Below are 24,673 nucleotides of genomic sequence, written 5' to 3'. Positions count from 1 at the left end.
AATACTGTATAATATCGTAAAAAAGAAAGAATGTGATATGGAGATGGATTATAATAAAATATATAATAAGATACTTACAGACGAGGAGTTCATGGAAATTAAACAGCATGGAAGCAGTGACTATCCATTCCAGTATTATTATGATAATCTGGAATTGTTTGATTTTCATTGTATTGAGTGGCACTGGCACAGAGAATTTGAGTTTTTATATGTGGAGTCCGGACAAGTTACATGCGGAATAGGAGAAAAACAGATTATATTGTCAGAAGGAGAAGCAATTTTTATTAATTCTAAAATATTGCACCGCTTTTACGCATCATCAGGTGGTATCATTCCTAACTTTGTATGTATGCCGGAATTTATTGCACCGGAGAACAGCCTGATCTATAAGAAATATATCTTGCCAATCATTTCATCGAATATATATTTCCAGCGTTTTCAGACTGATGAACTATGGCAGACAAAGATTATACAAACTATGATAAAAATAATGGAAATACAGGGAAATGAGAAAATAAGAGAACTTGCTACTTTGGCATTGATGCAGGATTTATGGCTGACTTTTTATGAAAATGTAAAGTTATCTGATAAAGGAGATGTACAGACAGTTGATGAAGTTGCACAGAAAAGAGTGCAGTTAATCATGCAATATATACATGAAAACTATAATCATAATTTGTCTCTGGATGAAATTGCTTCACATATAGGAATCAGCAAAAGTACTGCACTTAATTTGTTCCACCGGTTTTTACATACTACACCGGTTAATTATCTGATAGGATATCGACTTCAGGCAGCTTCCTGGTTATTGAAAAATACGAATAAAAAAGTAAAAACGATCGCCTATGAAAGTGGATTTCATAACGTTGATTATTTTTGCAGATTGTTTAAAAAACGTTATCATTTAACCCCATCAGAATATCGTTGCACATGTTTAAAATTGTTGTCGGCAGATCCGAGTCTTCAGACCCATAAATAAAGCCGATGCGGGATTTTTGAATCCTGTATCGGCTTTGTTAATTTTGCGAAGATTTTGAAAAATTTATTTTACTGGTTCATCAGTGCTTTGATATCTTCTTCCGGTGTGGTGATAGGTGCAATACCATAATTTTCTACCAGATAGTTCAGAATATTAGGAGACAGGAACGCCGGAAGAGAAGGACCAAGACGGATGTTTTTGATACCTAAGTGTAAAAGTGTCAGCAGGATACAGACTGCTTTCTGTTCATACCAAGAGAGAACGAAGGAAAGCGGAAGCTCATTTACAGAACATCCAAATGCATCCGCAAGTGCCACAGCAACCTGGATTGCACCATAAGCATCATTACACTGGCCCATATCCATCAGTCTTGGCAGACCACCGATTTCTCCCAGATCCAGATCGTTGAAACGGAATTTTCCACATGCCAGGGTGAGAACAATACTGTCAGAAGGTGTCTGCTTCACGAATTCCGTATAATAGTTTCGACCTGGTTTGGCACCATCACAGCCGGCAACCAGGAAGAAATGGCGGATAGCGCCTGATTTTACTGCTTCTACTACAGTATTCGCATGGGAAAGAATAGCTGCATGCCCGAAACCGGTTGTCACTTTCGTACCGCCGTTGATGCCTGTGCGTGTCTGATCTTCTTTGTAACCACCCAGTTCCAGTGCTTTTTCAATAACCGGTGTGAAATCTTTCTTCTCGTCGATATGAACAGCGCCTGGGAAAGCAACCACTTCTGTTGTAAATACTCTGTCAGCATAACTGCTTTTTGGCGGCATCAGACAGTTGGTGGTGTAAAGGATCGGAGCCGGAAGATGATCAAACTCTTTCTGCTGATTCTGCCATGCAGTTCCGAAATTTCCTTTTAAGTGAGAGAATTTCTTTAAGAGTGGATAGGCATGGGCAGGGAGCATTTCACCGTGGGTATAGATGTTGATTCCTTTTCCTTCTGTCTGTTCAAGTAAAAGCTGCAGATCCTTCAGATCATGACCGGTTACTACAATAAATGGTCCTTTTTCTACGGTAAGTGTAACTGCAGTCGGTTCCGGTGTTCCATAGGTTTTGGTATTTGCCTTGTCAAGAAGTGCCATACATTTCAGATTGATTTCCCCTACTTTCAGTACAGTAGGAAGCAGTGTATCCATACTTTCTTCATAACCAATCTTAAATAATGCTTCGCAGAAGAAACGGTTTACTTCGGCATCTTCATAATTCAGAACATTTGCATGATAAGCATAGGCTGCCATTCCGCGAATCCCGAAAAGAATAAGGGACTTCAGGGAGCGGATATCTTCATCTGCATTCCACAGCTGCTGCATGTCATATTCGTCTGATTTACCGCAAGGTGACTGACATTTACTGCAGTCAGGAACCAGTCTTTCTTTTTCTGCTCTGACTTTTTGTATCATATTTTCGATTGCTGCATCGTCAAAACTCACATTTGTAACGGTAGTAAACAGTCCTTCAATTATGACCTGACTGGTACTTTTGGAAATAGCTGCTGCGCTATCGACAGCCCTTGCCAGACCGATCAACGCACCTGTCAGCTCATCCTGTAATTTGGCAGTGCCTGCCTTTTTTCCGCAGACACCTGCATTTCCTGTGCAGCCAGTGCATCCCACTGTCTGTTCACACTGATAACAAAACATTTTTTTATCCATTGTCGTATCCTCCTTTATTCTATAATATTTCCATCAATACCTATGGTTATAACCTGCCAGGGAATGAATTTTCCACTATTCTGAAGTGCTTTTCTGGTTGCCATCTCAAGTCCGCCACAGCATGGAACTTCCATTCTTACAATCGTCACACTTTGAATATCGTTATTTTGGATTATTGCAGTCAGTTTCTCGCTATAATCCACCTGATCCAATTTAGGACAGCCGATTAATGTTACCTTATTTCGGATAAAATCCTGATGAAAGCCTGCGTAAGCGTAAGCAGTACAATCGGCTGCGATTAAAAGCTTTGCGCCGTTAAAATATGGGGCACTGACAGGTGCCAGCTTAATCTGTACCGGCCAGTTCTGAAGATTGGATACCTGACCTGTGGTTGAAGATGGTTTTTCTGATTTGGGTATTTCTGATCGCTGAATCTGCATGCTTTTAGACCCGGGACAGCCGGCATGAGCAGTTATTGCCTGATTTTGGGCAAATATTTTTTTCTGTGCTTCTTTCACAGCCTCTTCATCATATTCAGGTGCTTCCCGTTCCTCAAAGGAAATGGCACCTGTGGGACATTCCGGGAGGCAATCCCCCAGTCCGTCACAGAAATGTTCTCTCACCAATTCTGCTTTTCCATTAATGATATCAATGGCACCTTCGTGGCAGGCATCTGCACAGGCGCCGCAGCCATTGCATTTTTCTTTATCGATTCGAATAATCTTTCTTATCATTTTACCTCCGTCAATAGATTTAACTTTTGTTTCTGTCAGCATTATAGTATGATAAATACAACTTGTATGTTTGATTTCCAACAAGGAGGAATGATTTTGAAAAAATATTTACCCATTCTAAAAAACAGTCCATTCTTTACAGGCCTTACTGATAACGAGATATTATCTATACTGCATTGTGTAAAAGCAACAACAGTTTCCCAAAAACGAGATTCTTATATTTTCAGAGCAGGAGATTCTACCGAGGTAATGGGACTTGTGGTGTCTGGCTGTGTTCTTGTTATTCAGGAAGACCTTTGGGGGCATCGGAATATTCTGTCGAAATGTCATACCGGTGATTTCTTTGGTGAGCCATATGCAGCAAGCCCGGGAGCTGTTCTGAATGTCAGTGTGGTGGCAGATACAGATTGTGAGATTATTCTGCTAAATGTCCAAAGACTTCTGATTTCCTGCCCGACTGCATGCGAACACCATCAGAAGCTGATCCGCAACCTGGTTAGCGTTCTGGCAAATAAGATACTGATCCTGAACGACAAAATCACACATGTGGGCAAGCGAACGACAAGGGACAAACTATTGTCCTATCTGTCGGCAGAGTCTATCAGACATTCATCGTTATCCTTTGATATTCCCTTTGACCGGCAGCAGTTGGCAGATTATCTGTGCATTGACCGTGCGGCAATGTCTACGGAGATATCAAAGTTACAGAAAGAAGGTTATATAAAAACAAATAGAAATCATTTTGAATTAACTGTTTGTAATAATTCGGATTCTGAAATAAAAATGTGATATCCATTATGAAAAATTGTGTATTACAGTTATGTCAAGCGGATATTTGCAACCTCCGCAGGGGACTTACTTGATTCGATTAAACTTTCGTGTGACAAACGTAGCTGTCTGTGATATTATGAAAGTGATATAAGCGAAAATGACTTTTGCAGAAACGAAAGTATCTTTAAATGATATTTGCAAATATACTTCCTCTAATGGCTTAAAGGGAAGTTTTATGGATACGGAACGGTATGAGTACAAATGAGCAGGAAACAGTAATGTCAATGCTGTATGGACTTCAGAAGTAGGAGAACAGTTCGAACATATGTATCGACTGTTCTTTTTTGTTTTCAGGAATTAATGCGGTAGTATTTTCTATATAAGTGTTGGGAGATTATATGAAAAAGTTTAAGGCAAACGATAATAAGAGTGAAGAACATGAGATCAACTACAGACAATTCAACAAAAAGCTGGAACTGCTGAATCAGATCCTGTCTCTGATATCAGACATCAATCAGGCATCAGATGAAAAAGAAGTGAAGGACTGTATTCCTGCATTGCTTCAATACACCGGTGAATATACAGATGCAGACAGAGTATATATTTTTGAACTGATGTCTGAAAAACAGGATTATTACAGCAATACCTTCGAATGGTGCAGAGAGGGGATCGTCCCCCAGATTGACAATCTGATTCGTATTTCTGCCGATAGTATGCCGGTGTGGCATGAGAAATTTCTTCGTGGAGAAACTATAATTATTCATGATCTGGAGAAAATATGTGAAACTATGCCTTCGGAATATGACATCCTGAAGGTTCAGGATATTCATTCTCTGCTGGTTTTACCTTTGTTTGCAAATACGCAGTTGAGCGGTTTTATCGGTCTGGATAATCCGGATCTGGTTAATCCCGGTGTTTCCATATCGCTTCTTTCCAATGCAGGCGGACATCTTGCCAGTACCCTGAATAATCTGCGTATGTTCAGGATGCTTGAGGAAAAGCAGAAAACACTGGAGAGCAATCTGGAGGAACTTCAGAAGGAGAAGCATATCCTGGAAGCTCTCTGTGTAGATTATACCTCATTTTATTTATGTGATCTGGCAAATGATACTCTGGAACCGATCAAACAGAGCATGCATTCTAATTGGGCAGAGATTGATGGGATGACAGAGCTGGAATCCGGCTATACCTCCAGAATCAGATATTATTATGACCATTATGTGATCCGGGAATCAGCATCGGATTTCCTCCGGAAGATGGAACGTCACGCTCTCATAGAGTATCTGCGGAATCACAAGCGTTTTGCGTATCGTTATCAGTCAGTGAAAAACCATGCCGGACATGAGTATTTTGAATTACAGGTGATCCGCCTGGAGACAGGCAACAGGGATGATTATAAGATCATTATGGGATTTCGCTATATTGATGATATTGTGCAGGAGGATATGAAAAAGAAGCAGCAGATGGAAGCGACTATGGCTGATCTGAAAATGAATAATGAGATTATCTCTGCAATCAGTAAAATGTACCGGATCATTTACCGGATGGATCTGATCCATGATACCTGTGAGGAGATTTCCAGCCAGGAATCCATGCACCGTCTGACCGGCAGAAGTGGAAAGACTTCTGTTAAGTTTACAAAAGCCAGAGAAAAATTCATAGCCCCCGAATTTCAGGAAAGAATGAGAGAATTTCTGGATGTTTCCACTCTGGCAGAGCGTCTGAAGAACAGAGAGGATGTTTCCACAGAATACAGAGCCATAACCGGAGTCTGGTATCAGGCAAGATTTATTGTAAAGCTTCGAAATGAAGCAGGGGAAGTGACTAATGTTCTCTATGTGACGAGAGATATTAATGACCAGAAAATATCTGAGCTGGAGAGCCGGGAAGAACTGAGAAGAACCGCTCAGGAGGCAGAGAAAGCCAATCTGGCAAAGACAGATTTCCTGAGGAGAATGAGCCATGATGTTCGTACACCGATCAACGGGATCCAGGGCTGTGTGGATATTGCGGACCGTTATCCGGATGATCTGGAGCTTCAGCAGGAAGCACGTACCAGAATCAGGACTGCTTCCAGTTATCTTTTAAATCTTGTCAATGATGTGCTGGATATGAATAAGCTGGAATCCGGCAATATACAGCTTGAGAGAAAGCACTTTAATCTGCTGGAACTTTTGCATAATACGAATGAAATCATCAGGATGCAGGCAAATGAAGCTGGTGTCAATTATTATGTAGAAGCTGGAGAAATCATCCATACACAGCTGATAGGAAGTCCGGTACATTTCCAGCAGATATTGATGAATATCGGCAGCAATGCAGTAAAATATAATCATGATGGCGGTTCTGTGACAGTTACCTGTCGTGAGATTTCCTATACGGATACCATTGCGGAATATGAACTGACCTGTACAGATACCGGGATCGGCATGAGTGAGGAATTTCAGAAAAGGGCATTTGAGCCTTTTGCCCAGGAAGGACAGTCAGCCAGAACAAAATATGCAGGTACTGGTCTGGGACTTGCCATTGCCAGAAAACTGATAGAACTGCAGGGAGGAACTCTTTTCTTTGAGAGCATACAGGGAAAAGGAACCAAATTTATTCTTCATATTTCTTTTGAAATCTCTGCTGAGGAACCGGAAAAGAAATCTCATATGTATCAGAACTGTTCAGTAGAGGGAATTCAGGTTCTGCTGGTGGAAGACAATGAGCTGAATATGGAAATTGCTGAGTTTCTGCTGAAAGAAGAAAAAATGATAGTGACAAAGGCATGGAATGGACGGGAAGCCGTAGAAATCTTTGAGGATTCAGAGCCCGGATACTTTGATGTGATTCTGATGGATCTGATGATGCCACAAATGGGAGGTCTGGAAGCTACCCGCAGAATCAGAAAAATGGATCGAGAGGATGCGAAATCTATCCCCATTTTTGCTATGACAGCCAATGCCTTTCTGGATGATATTGCACAGAGTAAAGCAGCAGGAATGAACGAACATTTTTCAAAACCCCTTCAAATGGAGAAAGTGATAGATACCATTCGATTTTATTGCACAGCCCGATGAAAAACAGTTGGAAGAAAACATAACGAGGAAAATTCAATGAAAATAAATAGTACAGCTGCTAAACATATTAAAAAATACTGCTATATTATAGGACTTCTCTCTTTCCTGATCGCATTTTTTGCGTGTAGTCAGATGCTCCGATATCAGGAAAAGGAAAAAAAAGCATCGGGAACTTATATGGCACAAAGCACGATAAGGAGAGTCAAGGCAAAGCTGGAAAATTATATAATGATTTCTGATTTTCTGGGAAATTATATCATTGATGGATCGGATATGGATGAAAACACTTTTTCAGAACTGGCAGAAAAGATTCCTAATGAGGAAGGTGTGGTAAAGGCGTTTGAGCTGGCACCGGAAGGGATCATAACCGAAATCTATCCTATGCAGGGAAATTCAGAGGCTCTTGGACTGGATGTTCTGAGGGAACACGAACGGAAAAAAGATGCAGTTCTGGCTAAGGAAACCGGGGAATATACACTTGGCGGTCCCTATCAGTTAAAGCAGGGAGGAACAGGAGCATTACTTTTTAAACCGGTTTATCGAACCGATAATTTCGGAGAGAGTAGTTTCTGGGGATTTGTACTCCAGGTAATTGACTGGGATCGTTTCATGAGTGATATAAATCTGAAATCTTTAAGTGAGGCAGATTTCAGTTATAAGATCTGATCTTATGACAGAAGCAGTGGAGATAAGGTTATTCTTGCCCAGAGTCAGGATGATATGCCGGAAAACAGCCTGACGATAGAATGTGAGATCCCGAATAACACATGGTATTTTGATATTGCGCCTTCCAATGGGTGGACTCCGGTTTCTCAATGGATTCTTTCCATAATTGCTTCTTATATATTCTCGTTGCTGATCGCTATGGTTTTTTATCAGATATCCAGCAAAAAACACAGAGAAAAACAATATGCTGCTGAGCTTGAGAAAGCGGCAGAACTGGCGAAAAGTGCCAATGAAGCAAAAACACGATTTCTGTTTAATATGAGCCATGATATCCGGACGCCAATGAATGCGATCATAGGTTTTTCCGGATTACTGGAAAAGAACCTTCAAAACGAGGAAAAGGCAAAAGAATATCTGGGAAAGATCTGTTCTTCCGGAAATCTGCTGATGACGATTATTAACCAGATCCTGGAGATAGCCCGTATTGAAAGCGGCACTACAGCTCTGCAGCTGAAAGCAGAGGATATAAACACATTATTTCATACGGTAAACACAGTATTTGAGGAAGATGTAAGGAAGAAGAACCTGCAGTATTCGGTAGATTTGGATGTATATCATACCTTTATCCTTTGTGACAGGGTGAAACTTCAGGAGATAATGCTGAACATCATCAGCAATGCGATAAAGTATACGTCAGATGGGCATGGGGTTCATGTAAAGATATATGAGAAGGATTCAGAGGATCCCCGGAAAGCCCGGCTTATTTTTACCTGTGAAGATACAGGCATTGGCATGAGCGAGGAATATCTTCCACATATCTTTGAAGAATTTTCCAGAGAGCATACAACCACAGAGAACAAGGTCGCTGGTACAGGACTGGGTCTTCCTATTGTAAAATCCATGATCGAGTTGATGGGAGGAAGTATCCGGGTAGAAAGTACGCAGGGTGCCGGGACAAAATTCACTGTAGATATTTCTTTTGATACAGCATCAGAAGAGGATGTATACAGGAATCAGATATCTGAACAGCCGGATGCATTAAAGAGGATGGAAGGAAAACGTATTCTTCTTGCAGAAGATAATGATCTGAATGCAGAAATTGCGATAGAACTGCTTGCGGAACAAAAGATTATTGCAGACCGCGCAATGGATGGAGCTGACTGTCTGGATAAGCTGGAGAAAGCAGCTTCCGGATATTATGATATGATTCTTATGGATATTCAGATGCCGGTGATGGATGGATATGACGCTACAGCCAGGATACGCAGAATGAAAGATGAGGAGAAAGCTTCCATACCCATTATAGCAATGACAGCAAACGCCTTTGCAGAGGACAGACAAAAGGCGATATCGACCGGAATGAATGATCATGTGGCAAAACCAATTGATATGAAGGTACTTTTACCGGTGATGGCAAAATATATCAGATAGAATAAATCCGCCGATATGATTACACAAGTTGATCGTATCAGCGGATTTTTTGTCAAAATCTGTGGACTTATATAGTATTAAAAACTATATAAACTGGTTTCGCTTGACAAGAATGAATATTGTGATATACTTTGAATATCAAAATATTTAAAATACAAACAAAATAACAGGAGAAGAATCACAATGAAGAATTTCAAAATAGGAGATAAAATCACAAGAGTTCCATTGATCCAGGGGGGAATGGGAGTTGGGATCAGTCTTGGCAGACTTGCAGGTTCTGTTGCGAAAGCAGGAGGAGTTGGTATTATTTCCACTGCACAGATCGGCTACAGGGAAGAAGATTTCGACAGAAATCCGGCAGCAGCCAACGAACGTGCCATTGCCGGTGAAATGAAAAAAGCCCGTATGATTTCCGAAGACGGAATTATAGGATACAATATTATGGTTGCACTGAAGGAATATGCATCTCACGTAAAGGCTGCAGTAAAAGCCGGCGCAGACATCATTATTTCCGGTGCGGGACTTCCCACAGAGCTTCCGGAACTGGTAAAAGGAAGTCTGACAAAGATTGCGCCCATCGTATCTACAGACAAATCCGCAAAAGTAATCCTGAAATACTGGGACAGAAAATACAAAAGAACTGCAGATCTGGTAGTGATCGAAGGTCCTCAGGCAGGCGGACACCTTGGCTTTCATAAAGAAGAACTGGAGAAATATACTGAAGAATCCTACAGTGAAGAAATAAAGAAAATCATCGCAACAGTAAAAAGCTACGCAGAGAAATATGAGACAGAAATCCCAGTGATCGTAGCCGGTGGTATCTATAACAGAGAGGATGTCCAAAAAGTGGATAATCTGGGTGCTGACGGCATTCAGGTAGCTACCCGTTTTATTACAACGGAAGAATGTGATGCAGACATCCGCTATAAAGAAGCTCATTTAAAAGCAAAAGAATCCGACATTGCCATTGTAAAAAGCCCGGTAGGAATGCCAGGTCGTGCCATTATGAACAAATTCATGACCCGTGTCATGAACGGCGAACAGATTTCACACAGTCCCTGTCATGGATGTCTTGTAAAATGCAGCCCCAAAGAAATACCTTACTGTATTACTGACGGACTGATCAATGCAGTAAAAGGGAATGTAGATGAGGGACTTATTTTCTGTGGTGCAAAAGCATGGAAAGCAGAGCGTTTGCAGACAGTACAGGAAGTGATTAATGACTTGTTTTGATCAATCAAGTAGCGAAGCGGATTGTGAATATCCGTTTGACTATAGAAATGCATAATTTAAGGGGTGAACGTTTTGTAATGTTCACCCCTTATTATGGATTTGTACAGTATTTAATTTTGAATTTCTGCCAGTGCCTTTTTAAACTGAAATGTAAATAAAACAGAGGTAAAGATCACAGCAGTAATATCTGCAATGGGTTCTGCCATATATACGCCTGTTGTTGAATCAGATATCATATGGGGCATAATATAGATCAGCGGGATCAGCAGTACAAACTTACGGACAACAGCAACAATAATAGAGTTTACTGCCTTTCCAAGGGAGGTAAAGGTCATCTGACATGCAATCTGGATACCGAAGAGGAACAGACCACCCAGATAGATTTTCAGCATTGGTGCAGTAAATTCGATAAGACTTGTATCTGCCGTAAAAATGCTTACAAATACTCTGGGAACAAGCTGTACAGCAGCCCAGAGGAGTACAGAATATGACAGACAGGTGATCAGAAGCAAGCGAAAAGTTTTCTTTACTCTGTCTGCATTTTTGGCACCGTAATTATAACTGGAAATTGGCTGTGCTCCCTGCGCAATTCCCTGAAGAGGAAGCATGGCAAACTGCATAACACTGGTCAGGATGGTCATGGCTCCCACTGCAATATCACCGCCGTACCGAAGCAGGGATGAATTAAAGCAGACAGTTACAATACTTTCACTTGACTGCATGATAAAAGCAGCAAGTCCCAGTGCGATACAGGGAAGAACAACTTTTGCCTCCAGATGGAGATGCTTTTTCCTGAGGTGAAGCTGTGTCTTTTTGCCGCAGAGGAATAAAACTACCCAGAGTGTGGAAATCGCCTGTGAGATAACAGTTGCCAGTGCAGCACCGCGTACCCCCATATGAAAAACAAAGATAAATACAGGGTCTAAAACAATATTGCAGACAGCACCGATCAGGACGGAAACCATGGAAAATGTGGTAAATCCCTGTGCAGTGATGAATGCATTCATACCAAGGGTTAATTGTACGAACAAGGTACCGAAAGCGTAAATATGTATATAATCTGTTGCATAACTGATGGTGTTTTCACTGGCGCCAAAAGCCAGTAATAAATCTCTGCCCCAGATCAGTAAAATGGCAGTGAGGATAACAGAGATAATAATCTGAAGAATAAAACAGTTGCCTAATATATTCTCAGCAGATTTATTATCCTGTTTTCCCATGTAAATAGAAGCCCTTGGTGCGCCGCCGGAACTGATCAGTGCCGCAAATGCGGAGACAATCATGATGATGGGCATACAGACTCCCACACCGGTAAGTGCCAGGCTGCCTTCCCCCGGGATGTGGCCGATGTAAATACGGTCTACAATGTTATAAAGCATGTTGATGAGCTGGGCGATCACTGTTGGAATGGATAGCTTTAAAAGAAGCTTTCCAACAGGTTCTGTGCCCAGAAAATTTTTGTTATCCTTCATGGATGATAACCTCTTTCTTAAAAATATTTTTGAATGAATAATATTTAATGATACGATATAAAGAAAGGAAAGTCAACTCAGGATAGAGAATTTTGGCAACGTTACTGAGAACGGAGTGAACAGTAACAGTTCCGGGACATCTGGCAGATACAGATACCCGGAACTTTTTGGATTAAGATGCGTTATTTTAGAGGATTACTATAAATCAGGCAGCGAAGCGTATAGTTTTATCTGCCTGACATGTCAGAAAATGTCCGGATGAGATCAGATTGTAATTACATACGCCCTGTTTCCTCTATAATAGGGACGTCCGTCTACACCGCTGAGATCATAACTCATACGGTAATATCTTTCGATATGTCCTGTGCCTTTTGCCCAGTTCGGATCGCAGACTTCTCCTTTGATCTCAGCCCATCCATGACCGCCTGATGAGATAACCTTGGCTTCAAATCCGACTGCGTTAGCCAGGTAAGCAAATGCAGATGCAAAAGCGAAACAGTCGCCATGCCCCCGGTAGAACATATCCTCCGCATAGCTGACATCCCAGTTTGAGTAATAGTAACGGAAATCGTAGTCATTGCCGGTGCCACCGTATCCGTAGCTGACTGCCTTCAGATAACATCTCCATAATTTCTCTGGTTTGGACATATTTCTTTTGGTCACACGACGCATGACCTGGTTAGCTGTGACCATAAGGTTCAGTTTTCTTTTTTCTTCACTGTTATAGCGTGCTTCTCCACTTTTGGTAAGATAAATACCATTTACACGCCGGGAAGTTACCATGGAGGCATAACAGCCGTTGCGGATCTGGAAGAAATAATAATCTCCCTTGATCTTCTGCCAGCCGTTCTGCTGGATTCCCTTTTCATTAAAATAATATTTCTTTCCGCGGATCGTGACAAGTCCCTTTACAGTATGTCCGTTTTCATCATAGTAATAAATGTTTCCGCTGGGTTTGTGGTCAAATTTGTTACGTTTTTTTGATGCTGCGGATACTGAAGCTGAAAATAAAAAAGAGCAACAGATAGCAATAAGAATTGCTGAGATAGAAAATACTTTTAATTTTTTCATAGAGCACCTCCGTTCTTTATGAGCAGATACTTATTTCTGATAAATAATGTACAATGAAGAAATTATCTGCTCTAATCATAAGATATATTTTATTATATAAGACAATTTCACTGTGCGCAATATTAAATTGGAGAAAAAGCGTTACTGTTCACACACCACTATACCGCGAGGTGTTTTGGCATAAATATGCCAAAATCCCGAGACATACAAGCCAAAATTCCATTGCCGCAGGCAATCTGGAATGAATTTTGGCTACGTTACTGTGAACGGAGTGAACAGTAACGAAAAAGCTGAAGAGCGGATTGTTGCGCGGATGCGTTTTGTGGTGTATAATTAAACGCAATAGGCTTGTGAACAGTAGCTCTGTAATTTAAGCAAGGATATAAGGTGAACAATTTTGAAAAAGACGATAGAAGAACTATTAAGTGGAAATTTCAGACATGAACATCCGCAGCTCCTTTTTTCGCAGGACAAAATAGAAGTGACTCTGAAAGCAGGTGATGTGTACAAAGGGGAACTGTATTTCGGAACAGAGGATAATCAGAAAATACGTGGATATATTACATCTTCCAACAGGCGCGTGGTACCGGGAACCGAGAAATTTTCGGGAACTACGGTGAGACTGCAGTATGGAATTGACGGTGCGGGGATGCACCCGGGTGAGAGACATGAGGGATGGCTTTGTTTCACCACAGACATTGGAGAATATAAGCTGCCATTTCTTATTCAGACAGAGAAAGCAGAACTGAAAAGTGCAGCCGGAGATGTGCCGGATATGGATACCTTTGTGAATATTGCAAAGGACGATTTTAAAGAAGCATATCGTGTTTTTACAGACCGCAGATTTGAACTTCTGTTAAGAAATGCCGGACAGAAAGAGAAAGCTCTTTATAAGGGACTCTCAAAACAGCCTGTGACATTTCAGCATGTAGAAGAGTTTCTGATCGGAACGGGAAAAAAGGATCCTGTAAAAATTGAACTGAAGGCAGATCAGAACAGCTTTTATGATATCAGTGAATCTGTCCGCGAAACTTTTGCAGTCCAGAGGAGCGGATGGGGACATCTCAGGCTGGAGGTAGAGGCGAAAGGTGATTTTCTGGAAGTTTCCAGGCATGTGGTCACAGATGAGGATTTTATAGGAAGCTATTATCAGGTGGAATATGTAATCCGTAAAGAAAAGCTGAAAAAAGGACGTCAGTTTGGTGAGATCACTGTGAAGAGTCCTTATCAGCAGCTGACTTATCAGATCACTGCATCCATGGAATCGAAAGTGCAGCTCAAAACAGAGATTCATGTGAAACGGCATAAGCTGGAACTGTTACGTGACCTTGCAGAATACTCCTGCAAAAGAATGGACAGTAAGACATGGATCGGCAGCAGCAGATTTGTCCTTAATCAATTAAGGGAAGAAGGCTGTGATTATCCGGAATATCAGATGTATGAAGCATACATTCTTCATATGGAAGAAAAGGATGAGCAGGCAAGAGAAATTCTGAAGAAATTTAAACATCAGAACTTTGTCAGAGAGAATCTGGAACTGGCAGGTGCTTACCTTTATCTCTGCGTTCTTACAGGATTGCACAAAGACAGAGAACAGGCGATAAGACGTCTGTACAATTTCTTTCTGCAGAAGGAAGACAGTTTCCTGTTGTTCAAACTCTGGCTGGAGATGAATCCGGAGGATAAGGGTTCTCCTTCAAGGCTTGTATTTATGATGGAGGAACTTTTTGAGAAAGGCTGCAGGAGTCCGTTTCTGTATCTGGAAGCATGGAATTATATCAGCAGTGACACAACACTTCTTCACAGAATGAGCAGTTTCTGGACACAGGTATTTTTATTTGCGGGAGAGAAAGGTCTTCTGACAGAAGAGCTGGTGATGAGATTTGCCTATCTTACAGGGTATGAGAGAGAATTCTGTACCAGTATGTACAGAGCACTGGCAATGGGATACGATGCTTTTGAATCCGATGATACGCTGGAAGCAATCTGCAGATATATCATGCTTGGAAATCCGAGAAAACCGGAATATTTCAGATGGTTTTCCCAGGCAGTGGAGAAAGGAATCCGTCTGACGAGGATATATGAATATTATGTGGAAACAATGGATACATCTTATCAGAGAGAACTTCCAAAGCCCCTTCTGATGTATTTTACCTATAATAATACTTCTCTTGCAGATGATAAAAAGGCATTTATTTATGCAAGTATTGTGGGAAACAGAGGCCGTCAGCCACAGACATATGCGGATTACAGGGATCATATGAAGATTTTTGCCATGCGCAAGGCGAAAGAAGGACGGATGAATGAGAATTATGCGGTTCTTTATCAGGAATTTTTAAGCAATCCCAAAACAGAAGGACAGGCAAAACTGCTCGCGCAGAAGCTGTTTACACACAGACTGTACTGTGATGATAAGAAGATACGCTATGTGATCGTGCGCCATGAACAGCTCAGGGAAGAAGAAATCTACCCATGTATCCAGGGCGTGGCTTATCCAAGAATTTATACAGATGATGCGGTGATCCTGTTTCAGGATGGGAAGCAGAGAAGATATGTATCAACAGTAGATTACAATATCAAGAAATTATTTGATGAGCGTGAACTGACAGATAAGGTTCTTGGTTTTCATATTGAAGAGCCGGGACTGGTACTTCACTGCAGTGAGCATACAGAACTGAAACAGGAGAATCTTCAGGCATTCCAGAGGATCCCGGAGTCAGAGGAATTTTCAGATGAATATCAGAAATGTATCAGAGAGAAGCTGCTTTCTTATTATTCCGAACACACCGGAGCAGAAGAAGCAGATAATTATCTGAGACAGATGGACTATAAGAAATATGCGGCTGTAGACAGAACAGCTCTTCTGGAAGTACTGATCTCCAGAGGAATGTATCAGCAGGCAATGTCCATTGTTTCCCAATTCGGATATGAAGGAATCCGCATAGAGAGCCAGCTGAAACTGACCAGCAGAATGCTGACAAGATGTGAGATGGAGGAGGATGACGAATTGCTTGCCCTTGCATCGGATGTATACAGACGCGGAAAATATGATGAAGTGATCCTGAAGTATCTTATGGAATACAGATTTGGTCCTGTAGATGAACTGATATCTGTATGGAAAAGTGCGCAGGGCTTTGAGATGGATACTTATGAACTGGAAGAGAAGCTTCTTGGCCTTCTGATGTTTACTTCTGATTACAGGAAAGAGGGAGAGAAGATCCTGGAGGATTATGTTCATCACAGCGGAAAGGAACGTATTACAGGAGCATATCTTACGCAGACTGCATATGGTGCATTTGTAAAAGAATATCCGATGAGTGTTTTTGTAAGAAGTCTGCTGGAGCGGGCTTATGATGAGAAATGGCCGGTTGATTTTGTATGCAGTCTTGCTCTTCTGGAAGCGTATTCCAAAGAAAAAAAACTGGAGAAAAAACAGCTTTGCAATGCAGAGGAGATTCTTCAGAAATGTGTGAAACAGGGAATGTACTTTGCGTTTTTCAGGAAACTTCCGGTATCTGTCTTAAGTCCCTATCAGCTGGATGATAAAACCTTTGTGGAATACCATGCAGATCCGTCTGCAAAGGTGACACTCTATTATGCACTGGATGCAGGCCTCGGAAATCAGGTGAAATATCAGACAGAGCCTCTGCGTGATTTATATGAAGGTATTTTTGCAAAATCATTTACATTGTTCTACGGGGAGACATTGCGGTACTATTTTGAATCAGTAACAGGAGAGCAGGTAAATCGGACGCAGGAGAGGGTACTTACAATGAATAAGATTGAGGGTACACCTGTAAGCAAATATCATATGATCAATCAGATGCTCTCTGCACGCAGACTGGATAAAAAGAAAGAAGTGTTTTCACAGGTGAAGAAGTATCTTCGCCAGGAACAGTATGTGAAGAAGATGTTTGTGATCGAGAAAGAAGAGCAGGAACAGATTGTCCTGAAACCGGGAGGAACAAATGAACGAAATTCGTGATTTGATCGTGGGAATTGATTTTGGCAAAGAGTATTCTCAGATATGTTATTATGACAGAAAAGGAGACGAGGCACGTTCTCTTTCTATGAAAGCGGGTGGAAATCAGTATGAGGCTCCCTGTATTCTGTGCTGGAGACCGGAGCAGAAAGACTATTGCGTAGGACTGGAAGCAGATTACTTTGTCCGGGAAAAGGGCGGAGTCATGATCGATGATGTCTATGGAATCTGTGAAAAAAGTGATTCTGTGCTGGTGGAAGGACAGGAACTTGCACCATGGGAGATCCTGGCTCAGTTTCTGCAGGGAATGCTTAAATTTCTGGGAGTGGCAGAACTGGTCAAAAATACTAAATGTGTGGCGGTGACACTGCCCGGGCTGACGGAAATTCAGGTTGAGAATTTCCAGAAAGCATTTGAGATAATTGGATTTCCACATGAGAAATATATGCTGCTGGATTATGGGGAAAGCTTCTATTATTATGTGCTCTCACAGAAAAGAGAAACCTGGAACCGCAGTGTGGGATGGTATGCCTTTACACCGGAGAACGTGTCTTTTCGCAAGATGACAATGAACGGTGCAACAAAGCCTGTCACTGTAAAACTGGAAGAAGCTGTGGAGACAGAACTTCCTGCTGAGGGACAGGAGAGAGATTCAGAATTCGGTAAGTTTGTCCAGAAAACACTTGGCAGAGATCTGTTTTCCAGCATTCAGATCACAGGAGATGGATTTTCACAGGACTGGGCAGAGCAGTCTGTAAGGTTACTCTGTTATCAGAAAAGAAAGGTTTTCTATGGAAATAATCTTTTTGCAAAGGGTGCCTGCGCTGCAGGAAAAGAGAAAACAGAGAACAAGGCATTAAAGGGATATCGCTTTTTAAGCGATTCTCTGGTTATGGCTGATGTGGGGATGGAAATGAGAGTGATGGGTTCTCCTACCTATTATCCGCTGATCGAGGCAGGAAATAACTGGTATGACAGTAAGGCATCCTGTGAATTTATTCTTGATGATACAGAGGAGCTTGTGTTTATTGTAAGCACGTACCACAGACCGGAGAAAAGAAGGGTAGGAATGATGCTGCCCGGTATTCCGTTGCGTCCGGACAAGACTACCAGATTACGGCTAGAATTACAGTATGTCTCATCTACAGAATGTAAAGTGACGGTTACAGATCTGGGATTCGGAGAAATGTTCCCTTCCAGTGGGAAAACCTGGACAGAGACAGTAGAATGGTAAAGGAGATGGAGCAATGAGCGGATATATTTTATGTCAGACAAAAAAAGCACAGCGTCCTTATTTTATAGAGAATATCAGTATGAATATTTATTCTATAGAAGAACTCTGTTATTATCTGTACCACAATCTTTACCTTGCTGATCATACTGTTTTTAATGAAGAATTATGTAACTGGCTCAGAGATGAGCTTGAACTTGTGCATCTGGCTGCAAAGCTGAAACAGAATCTGGAGAGAAATGTAAGTGTGGAAGAGATGATCTATCCTGTTTTCAAGGAGATCAATTACCTTACCTATGAGGAGATGAAAGGCTTTAACAGCAGGATTGTGACTTATGGAAAAGAAAAAGCGGCAGTCCGTCAGAAGAGAAAGGGAGATGCACTGACAGAAAACGGAATGTATGTGAACGCCATCCGGGTATATCAGAAACTTCTGGAAAGAGAGGATCTGTCTGAGCAGAGAAAAGGATTCGCAGCTTCAGTGCACTATAATCTTGGCTGTGCATACAGTTATCTTTTTCAGATGGAAAAAGCACAGGAATGTTTTCTGGAAGCATACAGAGAAGAGCATTCAAAAGAAGCCTTAAAAGCTTATATCATAGCATACAGCAGTGTTCATGATAAGACAGATTATGATAAGGTTATGGAAGAGCTTGAAGTAGATGAAGAACTGAAGAAATGTATAAAAGAAGAAATCAGGCAGTCTCTGAAAGCTTTCGAGTCTGTACCGGAAGAGAAAACAGATGAAAAAAATCTGGATGCCCTTCTGGAGAGACTTATGAAAGATTATCACAGAAGTACAGGTTCATAACTTACTCTTGACAGAGGCGGAGGTGTGTGATAGGATTAACACATACTTTCACATGGTAGAGTGGCTGTGTGATAAATAACAAAACAGATAAAGAGGAGATATTTATCATGAAAAAGAGATCTTTAGCAGTACTCATGGCAGGAGTTATGGCAGCTTCTATGATGACGGGTGTTGTTTCTGTATATGCAGATGCTGACAGTAAGACATTAACTGTAGGATTTGATGCACAGTATCCTCCTTTCGGATATAAAGACGATAATGGAGAGTATGTTGGGTTTGACCTTGACCTTGCACAGGAAGTATGCGACAATCTCGGATGGGAACTTGTAAAGAAACCGATCAACTGGGATTCCAAGGATATGGAACTGAATTCCGGTTCTATTGACTGTATCTGGAACGGATTTACCATTAACGGACGTGAGGATGACTATACATGGTCAGATCCATATCTGAACAATGAGCAGGTGATGGTTGTTGCAGCCGATTCAGGGATTGAGAAGTTGGATGACCTGGCAGGCAAGAATGTAGTAGTTCAGGCCGCTTCCGCAGCACTGGATGCATTAAACAGCGATGATAATAAGGATCTTACAGCAAGCTTTGCATCACTGACAGAGAATCCTGATTACAATACAGCATTCATGAATCTGGATTCCGGCGCTGCAGATGCCATCGCAGTAGATATCGGTGTTGCCAAATATCAGCTTTCCCAGAGAGAAGAAGGCAAATATGTGATCCTTGACGAGCCAATCCAGAGCGAAGAGTATGGAATCGGCTTTAAGAAGGGTAACGATGAGCTGAAAGATACTGTATGGGAAGAAGTTCTGAAACTTTATGATGCAGGTGAAGTTGATAAACTTGCTGAGAAGTATGAAGTAGCAGATATGCTCTGCATTGGAGATGATGAGAAATCTGATGATAAAAAAGATGATGCAGCAGAAGATGATGCTTCCGATGCAGACACAGCAAAAGAAGATACAGCTGATACAGCGAAAGATGCTGAATAGTCAGCCGGAACAAAAACAGTTATGATACAAGAGGACAGATCTGTGCAGGCTGTCCGCATTATAAAGGAATGGAGGGTACATTTTGTGCACCCTCTTTTCTTACTGTACAGGAGAAATTTTTCAGGAGGAAAGCTTATGTCTTTAAGTGTAATGCTGCAGCAGCTTGCCAGTGGTATGGTAGTTTCTGTAGAGATTTTTGTAGTGACATTACTTTTTTCACTTCCGCTGGGACTTCTGATCTACTTTGGCAGAATGTCCAAGAATCCGGCGATACGTGGAATTGTGTCTGCCTACATATCAGTTATGCGTGGAACCCCGTTAATGCTGCAATTGATGGTTGTGTATTTCGGACCATACTTTATTTTTGGAATCCGTATTTCCATGGGATACAGCCTGATCGCTGTGTTTATTGCATTCAGTATTAACTATGCTGCATATTTTGCGGAGATTTACAGAGGAGGAATCGAATCTATTTCAGCGGGACAGTATGAGGCTGCAAAGATCTTGGGATACAGCAAAGCCCAGACATTTTTCAGAATCATCCTGCCGCAGGTGATCAAGAGAATCCTTCCATCTGTGACAAATGAGGTTATCACACTGGTAAAGGATACGTCACTGGCATTTGTTGTTGCTGTTTCGGAGATGTTTACAATTGCAAAACAGATTGCAAGTGCACAGACGACTATGATGCCTTTTGTGATCGCTGCTGTTTTCTATTTTGTGTTCAATCTTCTTGTTGCGATTGTAATGGATAAGATTGAGAAAAAACTGAATTATTATCGCTGACAGGCGGCTGGGGTTATAAAATATTTTTTGACTCTGACATCATTTAATTTAAGAGGAATATTTGCTATGGTATTATTTGAAATGAAAAACATAAAGAAGAGCTTCGGCAGCCTTGAAGTATTAAAAGACATTTCACTTCAGGTAGAGGAGGGTGAGGTTCTTAGTATTATCGGACCTTCCGGTTCCGGTAAATCCACACTTCTCCGCTGTGCCACCGGTCTTGAGACACCGGACAGCGGTGAGATCATCAAGCAGGGGGATGTGGGACTGGTATTTCAGAACTTTAATCTTTTCCCCCATTTTTCCGTACTGAAAAATATCACAGATGCTCCGATCAGAGTGCAGAAGAGAAAGAAAGAAGAGGTTTATGCACAGGCAAGAACTCTGTTAAAGCAGATGGGACTTGCAGACAGAGAGAATGCATATCCGTTTCAGCTTTCCGGCGGCCAACAGCAGCGTGTCTCTATTGCCAGAGCATTATGTATGAATCCGAAGATCCTGTTTTTTGATGAGCCTACTTCCGCCCTTGATCCGGAGCTTACAAGTGAAATTCTTAAGGTAATCAAAGATCTGGCAGCAGAACACATCACTATGGTGATCGTTACTCATGAGATGACATTTGCAAGAGATATCTCTGATCATATTATTTTTATGGATAAGGGACTGATCGCAGTTGAGGGGAGTCCAAAAGAGGTATTTGAATCAGAACATGCGAGAATGAAAGAATTTCTTGGTAAATTCCATCAGGGATAAGGTTTTTGTGGTTGCTTTTAGAGGAATGATGTTATATAATTTCAACGTACGTGGTTGAGAAAAACGTACGTACAGAAGTGAAATAAAAGGATTAAAAATAATATCCTATAAAAAACAGGAGAGTGAAGATGAGTACAGACAGATATGTAAGTCCTTTATCAGAACGTTATGCCAGCAAAGAAATGCAGTATATTTTTTCCCCGGATATGAAATTCCGCACATGGAGAAGACTCTGGATCGCACTTGCTGAGACAGAGAAAGAGCTTGGCCTTAACATTACACAGGAGCAGATTGATGAACTGAAGGCACATGCAGAGGATATCAATTATGACGTTGCAAAGGAACGTGAACGTCAGGTGCGTCATGATGTTATGTCTCACGTATATGCGTATGGCGTACAGTGCCCGAAAGCAAAAGGAATCATCCATCTGGGAGCAACCTCCTGTTATGTAGGTGATAATACAGACATTATTGTAATGACAGAAGCATTAAAGCTTGTGAAGAAGAAACTGGTCAATGTTATTGCCGAGCTTTCTGCTTTCGCAGATAAATATAAAGATCAGCCTACTCTGGCATTTACACATTTTCAGCCTGCACAGCCTACTACAGTAGGTAAGCGTGCAACACTCTGGACACAGGAATTCCTGCTTGATCTGGAGGATCTGGAGTATGTTCTGGGAACAATGAAGCTTCTGGGATCCAAAGGTACAACCGGAACACAGGCAAGCTTTCTGGAACTGTTTGACGGAGATCAGGAGACTATCGACAAGATTGATCCGATGATCGCAGAGAAGATGGGATTTAAGGAATGCTATCCGGTATCCGGACAGACCTATTCCCGTAAGGTAGATACACGTGTTGCCAATATTCTTGCAGGAATTGCAGCAAGTGCACACAAGATGTCCAATGATATCCGCCTTCTTCAGCATCTGAAAGAAGTAGAAGAACCATTTGAGAAATCTCAGATCGGCTCCTCCGCAATGGCGTATAAGAGAAATCCTATGAGAAGTGAGCGTATTGCTTCCCTTTCCAGATATGTAATGGTAGATGCCCTTAACCCGGCGATCACATCTGCAACTCAGTGGTTTGAGAGAACTCTGGATGACTCTGCAAATAAGCGTCTGAGTATTCCGGAAGGTTTCCTTGCTATTGACGGAATCCTTGACCTCTGTCTTAATGTTGTAGATGGATTGGTTGTTTATCCGAAGGTTATCGAGAAACATATGATGGCAGAGCTTCCGTTCATGGCTACAGAGAATATCATGATGGATGCTGTAAAAGCAGGCGGTGACCGTCAGGAACTTCATGAGCGTATCCGTGAGCTTTCCATGGAAGCCGGAAAGACTGTCAAGGTAGAAGGTAAAGATAATAATCTGCTGGAACTGATCGCAGCAGATCCTGCATTCAACCTTTCTCTGGAAGATCTGCAGAGATCCATGGATCCGAAGAAATATATCGGACGTGCCAAAGAGCAGACAGAGAGATTTGTAAATACAGTAGTTCAGCCGATCCTCGATTCCCATAAGGAACTTCTGGGAGTGAAAGCTGAGATCAATGTCTGATCAGTAAATACTTAACATAACGGTTTGGAATATTACAGAATCTGATATAAAGATAATAAGCGTTGCTGTTTCCTGATGATATCCGGCAGGTCATTCTGCAAGGCCGGGTAAACAGTAATCGGTAAATACAGGAGGAATTATATAATGGTAAAAGCAGTTGTTGGAGCTAACTGGGGAGATGAAGGTAAAGGTAAGATTACCGATATGCTCGCTGAGAAGGCTGATATTATCGTAAGATTTCAGGGTGGTGCAAATGCAGGTCATACAATCGTAAATAACTATGGTAAATTTGCCCTTCATACTCTGCCGTCAGGTGTGTTTTATGATCATACTACAAGTGTGATCGGCAACGGTGTTGCACTGAATATCCCGGTATTTTTCAAAGAGTACAATGAAGTGGTAAGCAGAGGTGTTCCGGCTCCGAAGATCCTTATCTCCGAGAGAGCACAGATGGTTATGCCATACCATATTCTTTTTGACCAGTATGAGGAAGAACGTCTGGGCGGCAAATCTTTCGGATCTACCAAGTCAGGTATTGCTCCGTTCTACTCAGACAAATATGCAAAGATTGGTTTCCAGGTAAGTGAACTTTTTGATGAAGAACATCTGAAAGAAAAACTTGCAAGTGTATGTGCGACAAAGAATGTTCTTCTTGAACATTTATATCACAAACCGCTTCTTAATGTGGATGAATTATTTGCTGAACTTATGGAATATAAGAAAATGGTTGAACCATATGTATGTGACGTATCCCTGTATCTGTGGAACGCATTAAAAGAAGGTAAAGAAGTTCTTCTTGAGGGACAGCTTGGTTCTCTGAAAGACCCGGATCATGGAATTTATCCGATGGTTACATCTTCCTCTACCCTGGCAGGATATGGTGCAGTAGGAGCAGGTCTTCCACCATATGAGATCAAACAGATTGTTACTGTATGCAAGGCATACTCCAGTGCAGTAGGAGCAGGTGCATTTGTTTCTGAAATCTTTGGCGATGAAGCAGATGAACTGAGAAGACGTGGCGGTGACGGCGGTGAATTTGGTGCTACTACAGGCCGTCCAAGACGTATGGGATGGTTTGACTGTGTTGCTTCCAAATACGGATGCCGTCTTCAGGGAGCTACAGATGTTGCTTTCACAGTTCTTGATGTTCTTGGATATCTGGATGAAATTCCGGTCTGCACAGGATATGAGATTGATGGAAAAGTAACAACAGAATTTCCGACAACTACACTGCTTGAGAAAGCAAAACCGGTTCTGGAGACTCTGCCGGGATGGAAATGCGACATCCGCGGAATCAAAAAATATGAAGATCTGCCGGAGAACTGCAGAAAGTATGTTGAGTTCGTTGAGAAACATATCGGATTCCCGATTACTATGATCTCCAATGGCCCGGGACGTGACGATATCATCTACAGAAATAAATAATAAGGATAAATTTACCTGTCTGATCGGCAGACG

At 41.6% G+C, this 24,673-nt stretch carries 18 protein-coding genes; 14 read left to right on the top strand and 4 right to left on the bottom strand.

Annotated features, from left to right (window positions below; genetic code table 11):
- Positions 1 to 37 precede the first annotated feature (37 nt).
- Positions 38 to 979, top strand: a complete 942-nt coding sequence (locus NQ550_RS14620) for an AraC family transcriptional regulator (protein ID WP_044996588.1) — start codon at positions 38 to 40, stop codon at positions 977 to 979.
- Positions 980 to 1,047: 68 nt separating this feature from the next.
- On the opposite strand, the gene hcp is transcribed toward NQ550_RS14620, so the two are convergent.
- Positions 1,048 to 2,646 (bottom strand): hydroxylamine reductase, encoded by a 1,599-nt coding sequence (hcp, locus tag NQ550_RS14615; RefSeq protein WP_025579590.1) that lies wholly within the window; start codon positions 2,644 to 2,646, stop codon positions 1,048 to 1,050.
- Between the two features lie 14 nt (positions 2,647 to 2,660).
- Complete coding sequence (locus NQ550_RS14610; RefSeq protein WP_025579591.1) at positions 2,661 to 3,380, bottom strand: 4Fe-4S binding protein; 720 nt, start codon at positions 3,378 to 3,380, stop codon at positions 2,661 to 2,663.
- 96 nt (positions 3,381 to 3,476) lie between these two features.
- Between NQ550_RS14610 and NQ550_RS14605 the strand changes: the two genes are divergently transcribed.
- The 5 genes from NQ550_RS14605 (at position 3,477) to NQ550_RS14585 (ending at position 10,543) form a co-directional block, all read left to right on the top strand.
- On the top strand, positions 3,477 to 4,169 hold the full coding sequence (locus NQ550_RS14605) for a Crp/Fnr family transcriptional regulator (RefSeq protein WP_025579592.1): 693 nt from the start codon (positions 3,477 to 3,479) through the stop codon (positions 4,167 to 4,169).
- 380 nt (positions 4,170 to 4,549) lie between these two features.
- Positions 4,550 to 7,213 carry a GAF domain-containing hybrid sensor histidine kinase/response regulator gene (locus NQ550_RS14600; RefSeq protein ID WP_025579593.1) on the top strand — a complete coding sequence of 888 codons (2,664 nt, stop codon included), beginning with the start codon at positions 4,550 to 4,552 and terminating at the stop codon, positions 7,211 to 7,213.
- A gap of 36 nt (positions 7,214 to 7,249) precedes the next feature.
- On the top strand, positions 7,250 to 7,879 hold the full coding sequence (locus NQ550_RS14595) for a CHASE domain-containing protein (protein ID WP_044996589.1): 630 nt from the start codon (positions 7,250 to 7,252) through the stop codon (positions 7,877 to 7,879).
- 54 nt (positions 7,880 to 7,933) lie between these two features.
- Positions 7,934 to 9,310: an ATP-binding response regulator gene (locus NQ550_RS14590; protein ID WP_242833622.1), complete on the top strand. Its 1,377-nt coding sequence runs from the start codon at positions 7,934 to 7,936 to the stop codon at positions 9,308 to 9,310.
- Positions 9,311 to 9,493: 183 nt separating this feature from the next.
- Positions 9,494 to 10,543 carry an NAD(P)H-dependent flavin oxidoreductase gene (locus NQ550_RS14585; RefSeq protein WP_025579595.1) on the top strand — a complete coding sequence of 350 codons (1,050 nt, stop codon included), beginning with the start codon at positions 9,494 to 9,496 and terminating at the stop codon, positions 10,541 to 10,543.
- Between the two features lie 110 nt (positions 10,544 to 10,653).
- Here NQ550_RS14585 and NQ550_RS14580 read toward each other — a convergent pair whose 3' ends face one another.
- Both NQ550_RS14580 and NQ550_RS14575 read right to left on the bottom strand, forming a co-directional pair.
- Positions 10,654 to 12,015, bottom strand: a complete 1,362-nt coding sequence (locus NQ550_RS14580) for an MATE family efflux transporter (RefSeq protein ID WP_025579598.1) — start codon at positions 12,013 to 12,015, stop codon at positions 10,654 to 10,656.
- A gap of 264 nt (positions 12,016 to 12,279) precedes the next feature.
- Complete coding sequence (locus NQ550_RS14575; protein ID WP_025579600.1) at positions 12,280 to 13,086, bottom strand: transglutaminase domain-containing protein; 807 nt, start codon at positions 13,084 to 13,086, stop codon at positions 12,280 to 12,282.
- A 397-nt stretch (positions 13,087 to 13,483) separates the two neighbouring features.
- Between NQ550_RS14575 and NQ550_RS14570 the strand changes: the two genes are divergently transcribed.
- The 8 genes from NQ550_RS14570 to NQ550_RS14535 all read left to right on the top strand — a co-directional run bounded on the left by NQ550_RS14570 (position 13,484) and on the right by NQ550_RS14535 (position 24,640).
- Complete coding sequence (locus NQ550_RS14570; protein WP_025579601.1) at positions 13,484 to 17,071, top strand: DUF5717 family protein; 3,588 nt, start codon at positions 13,484 to 13,486, stop codon at positions 17,069 to 17,071.
- Positions 17,055 to 18,302 carry a DUF5716 family protein gene (locus NQ550_RS14565; protein ID WP_025579603.1) on the top strand — a complete coding sequence of 416 codons (1,248 nt, stop codon included), beginning with the start codon at positions 17,055 to 17,057 and terminating at the stop codon, positions 18,300 to 18,302. Before NQ550_RS14570 ends, NQ550_RS14565 begins: the two co-directional genes overlap by 17 nt.
- A gap of 13 nt (positions 18,303 to 18,315) precedes the next feature.
- Positions 18,316 to 19,110 carry a hypothetical protein gene (locus tag NQ550_RS14560; RefSeq protein WP_025579604.1) on the top strand — a complete coding sequence of 265 codons (795 nt, stop codon included), beginning with the start codon at positions 18,316 to 18,318 and terminating at the stop codon, positions 19,108 to 19,110.
- Positions 19,111 to 19,217: 107 nt separating this feature from the next.
- On the top strand, positions 19,218 to 20,114 hold the full coding sequence (locus NQ550_RS14555; RefSeq protein ID WP_022380908.1) for an amino acid ABC transporter substrate-binding protein: 897 nt from the start codon (positions 19,218 to 19,220) through the stop codon (positions 20,112 to 20,114).
- A gap of 135 nt (positions 20,115 to 20,249) precedes the next feature.
- The gene (locus NQ550_RS14550; RefSeq protein WP_259837820.1) at positions 20,250 to 20,900 is read left to right on the top strand and encodes an amino acid ABC transporter permease; all 651 of its coding nucleotides are present in this window, start codon (positions 20,250 to 20,252) and stop codon (positions 20,898 to 20,900) included.
- A 66-nt stretch (positions 20,901 to 20,966) separates the two neighbouring features.
- Positions 20,967 to 21,653 carry an amino acid ABC transporter ATP-binding protein gene (locus NQ550_RS14545; protein WP_008704195.1) on the top strand — a complete coding sequence of 229 codons (687 nt, stop codon included), beginning with the start codon at positions 20,967 to 20,969 and terminating at the stop codon, positions 21,651 to 21,653.
- 128 nt (positions 21,654 to 21,781) lie between these two features.
- Positions 21,782 to 23,215 carry an adenylosuccinate lyase gene (gene purB, locus NQ550_RS14540; RefSeq protein WP_020994086.1) on the top strand — a complete coding sequence of 478 codons (1,434 nt, stop codon included), beginning with the start codon at positions 21,782 to 21,784 and terminating at the stop codon, positions 23,213 to 23,215.
- A 144-nt stretch (positions 23,216 to 23,359) separates the two neighbouring features.
- On the top strand, positions 23,360 to 24,640 hold the full coding sequence (locus NQ550_RS14535) for an adenylosuccinate synthase (protein WP_022380910.1): 1,281 nt from the start codon (positions 23,360 to 23,362) through the stop codon (positions 24,638 to 24,640).
- Positions 24,641 to 24,673: the final 33 nt, after the last annotated feature.

The organism is Blautia wexlerae DSM 19850 (assembly GCF_025148125.1).
Taxonomy (GTDB): Bacteria; Bacillota; Clostridia; order Lachnospirales; family Lachnospiraceae; genus Blautia_A; species Blautia_A wexlerae.
This window is presented reverse-complemented; position numbering and strand designations above follow the sequence as displayed.

Coding starts and splice junctions, on each gene's coding strand:
- NQ550_RS14620 (WP_044996588.1), top strand. CDS start 38: ATGGAGATGGATTATAATAAAATATATAATAAGATACTTACAGACGAG.
- hcp (WP_025579590.1), bottom strand. CDS start 2,646: ATGGATAAAAAAATGTTTTGTTATCAGTGTGAACAGACAGTGGGATGC.
- NQ550_RS14585 (WP_025579595.1), top strand. CDS start 9,494: ATGAAGAATTTCAAAATAGGAGATAAAATCACAAGAGTTCCATTGATC.
- NQ550_RS14600 (WP_025579593.1), top strand. CDS start 4,550: ATGAAAAAGTTTAAGGCAAACGATAATAAGAGTGAAGAACATGAGATC.
- NQ550_RS14550 (WP_259837820.1), top strand. CDS start 20,250: ATGTCTTTAAGTGTAATGCTGCAGCAGCTTGCCAGTGGTATGGTAGTT.
- NQ550_RS14575 (WP_025579600.1), bottom strand. CDS start 13,086: ATGAAAAAATTAAAAGTATTTTCTATCTCAGCAATTCTTATTGCTATC.
- NQ550_RS14545 (WP_008704195.1), top strand. CDS start 20,967: ATGGTATTATTTGAAATGAAAAACATAAAGAAGAGCTTCGGCAGCCTT.
- purB (WP_020994086.1), top strand. CDS start 21,782: ATGAGTACAGACAGATATGTAAGTCCTTTATCAGAACGTTATGCCAGC.
- NQ550_RS14560 (WP_025579604.1), top strand. CDS start 18,316: ATGAGCGGATATATTTTATGTCAGACAAAAAAAGCACAGCGTCCTTAT.
- NQ550_RS14565 (WP_025579603.1), top strand. CDS start 17,055: ATGAACGAAATTCGTGATTTGATCGTGGGAATTGATTTTGGCAAAGAG.
- NQ550_RS14555 (WP_022380908.1), top strand. CDS start 19,218: ATGAAAAAGAGATCTTTAGCAGTACTCATGGCAGGAGTTATGGCAGCT.
- NQ550_RS14610 (WP_025579591.1), bottom strand. CDS start 3,380: ATGATAAGAAAGATTATTCGAATCGATAAAGAAAAATGCAATGGCTGC.
- NQ550_RS14580 (WP_025579598.1), bottom strand. CDS start 12,015: ATGAAGGATAACAAAAATTTTCTGGGCACAGAACCTGTTGGAAAGCTT.
- NQ550_RS14595 (WP_044996589.1), top strand. CDS start 7,250: ATGAAAATAAATAGTACAGCTGCTAAACATATTAAAAAATACTGCTAT.
- NQ550_RS14535 (WP_022380910.1), top strand. CDS start 23,360: ATGGTAAAAGCAGTTGTTGGAGCTAACTGGGGAGATGAAGGTAAAGGT.
- NQ550_RS14590 (WP_242833622.1), top strand. CDS start 7,934: ATGCCGGAAAACAGCCTGACGATAGAATGTGAGATCCCGAATAACACA.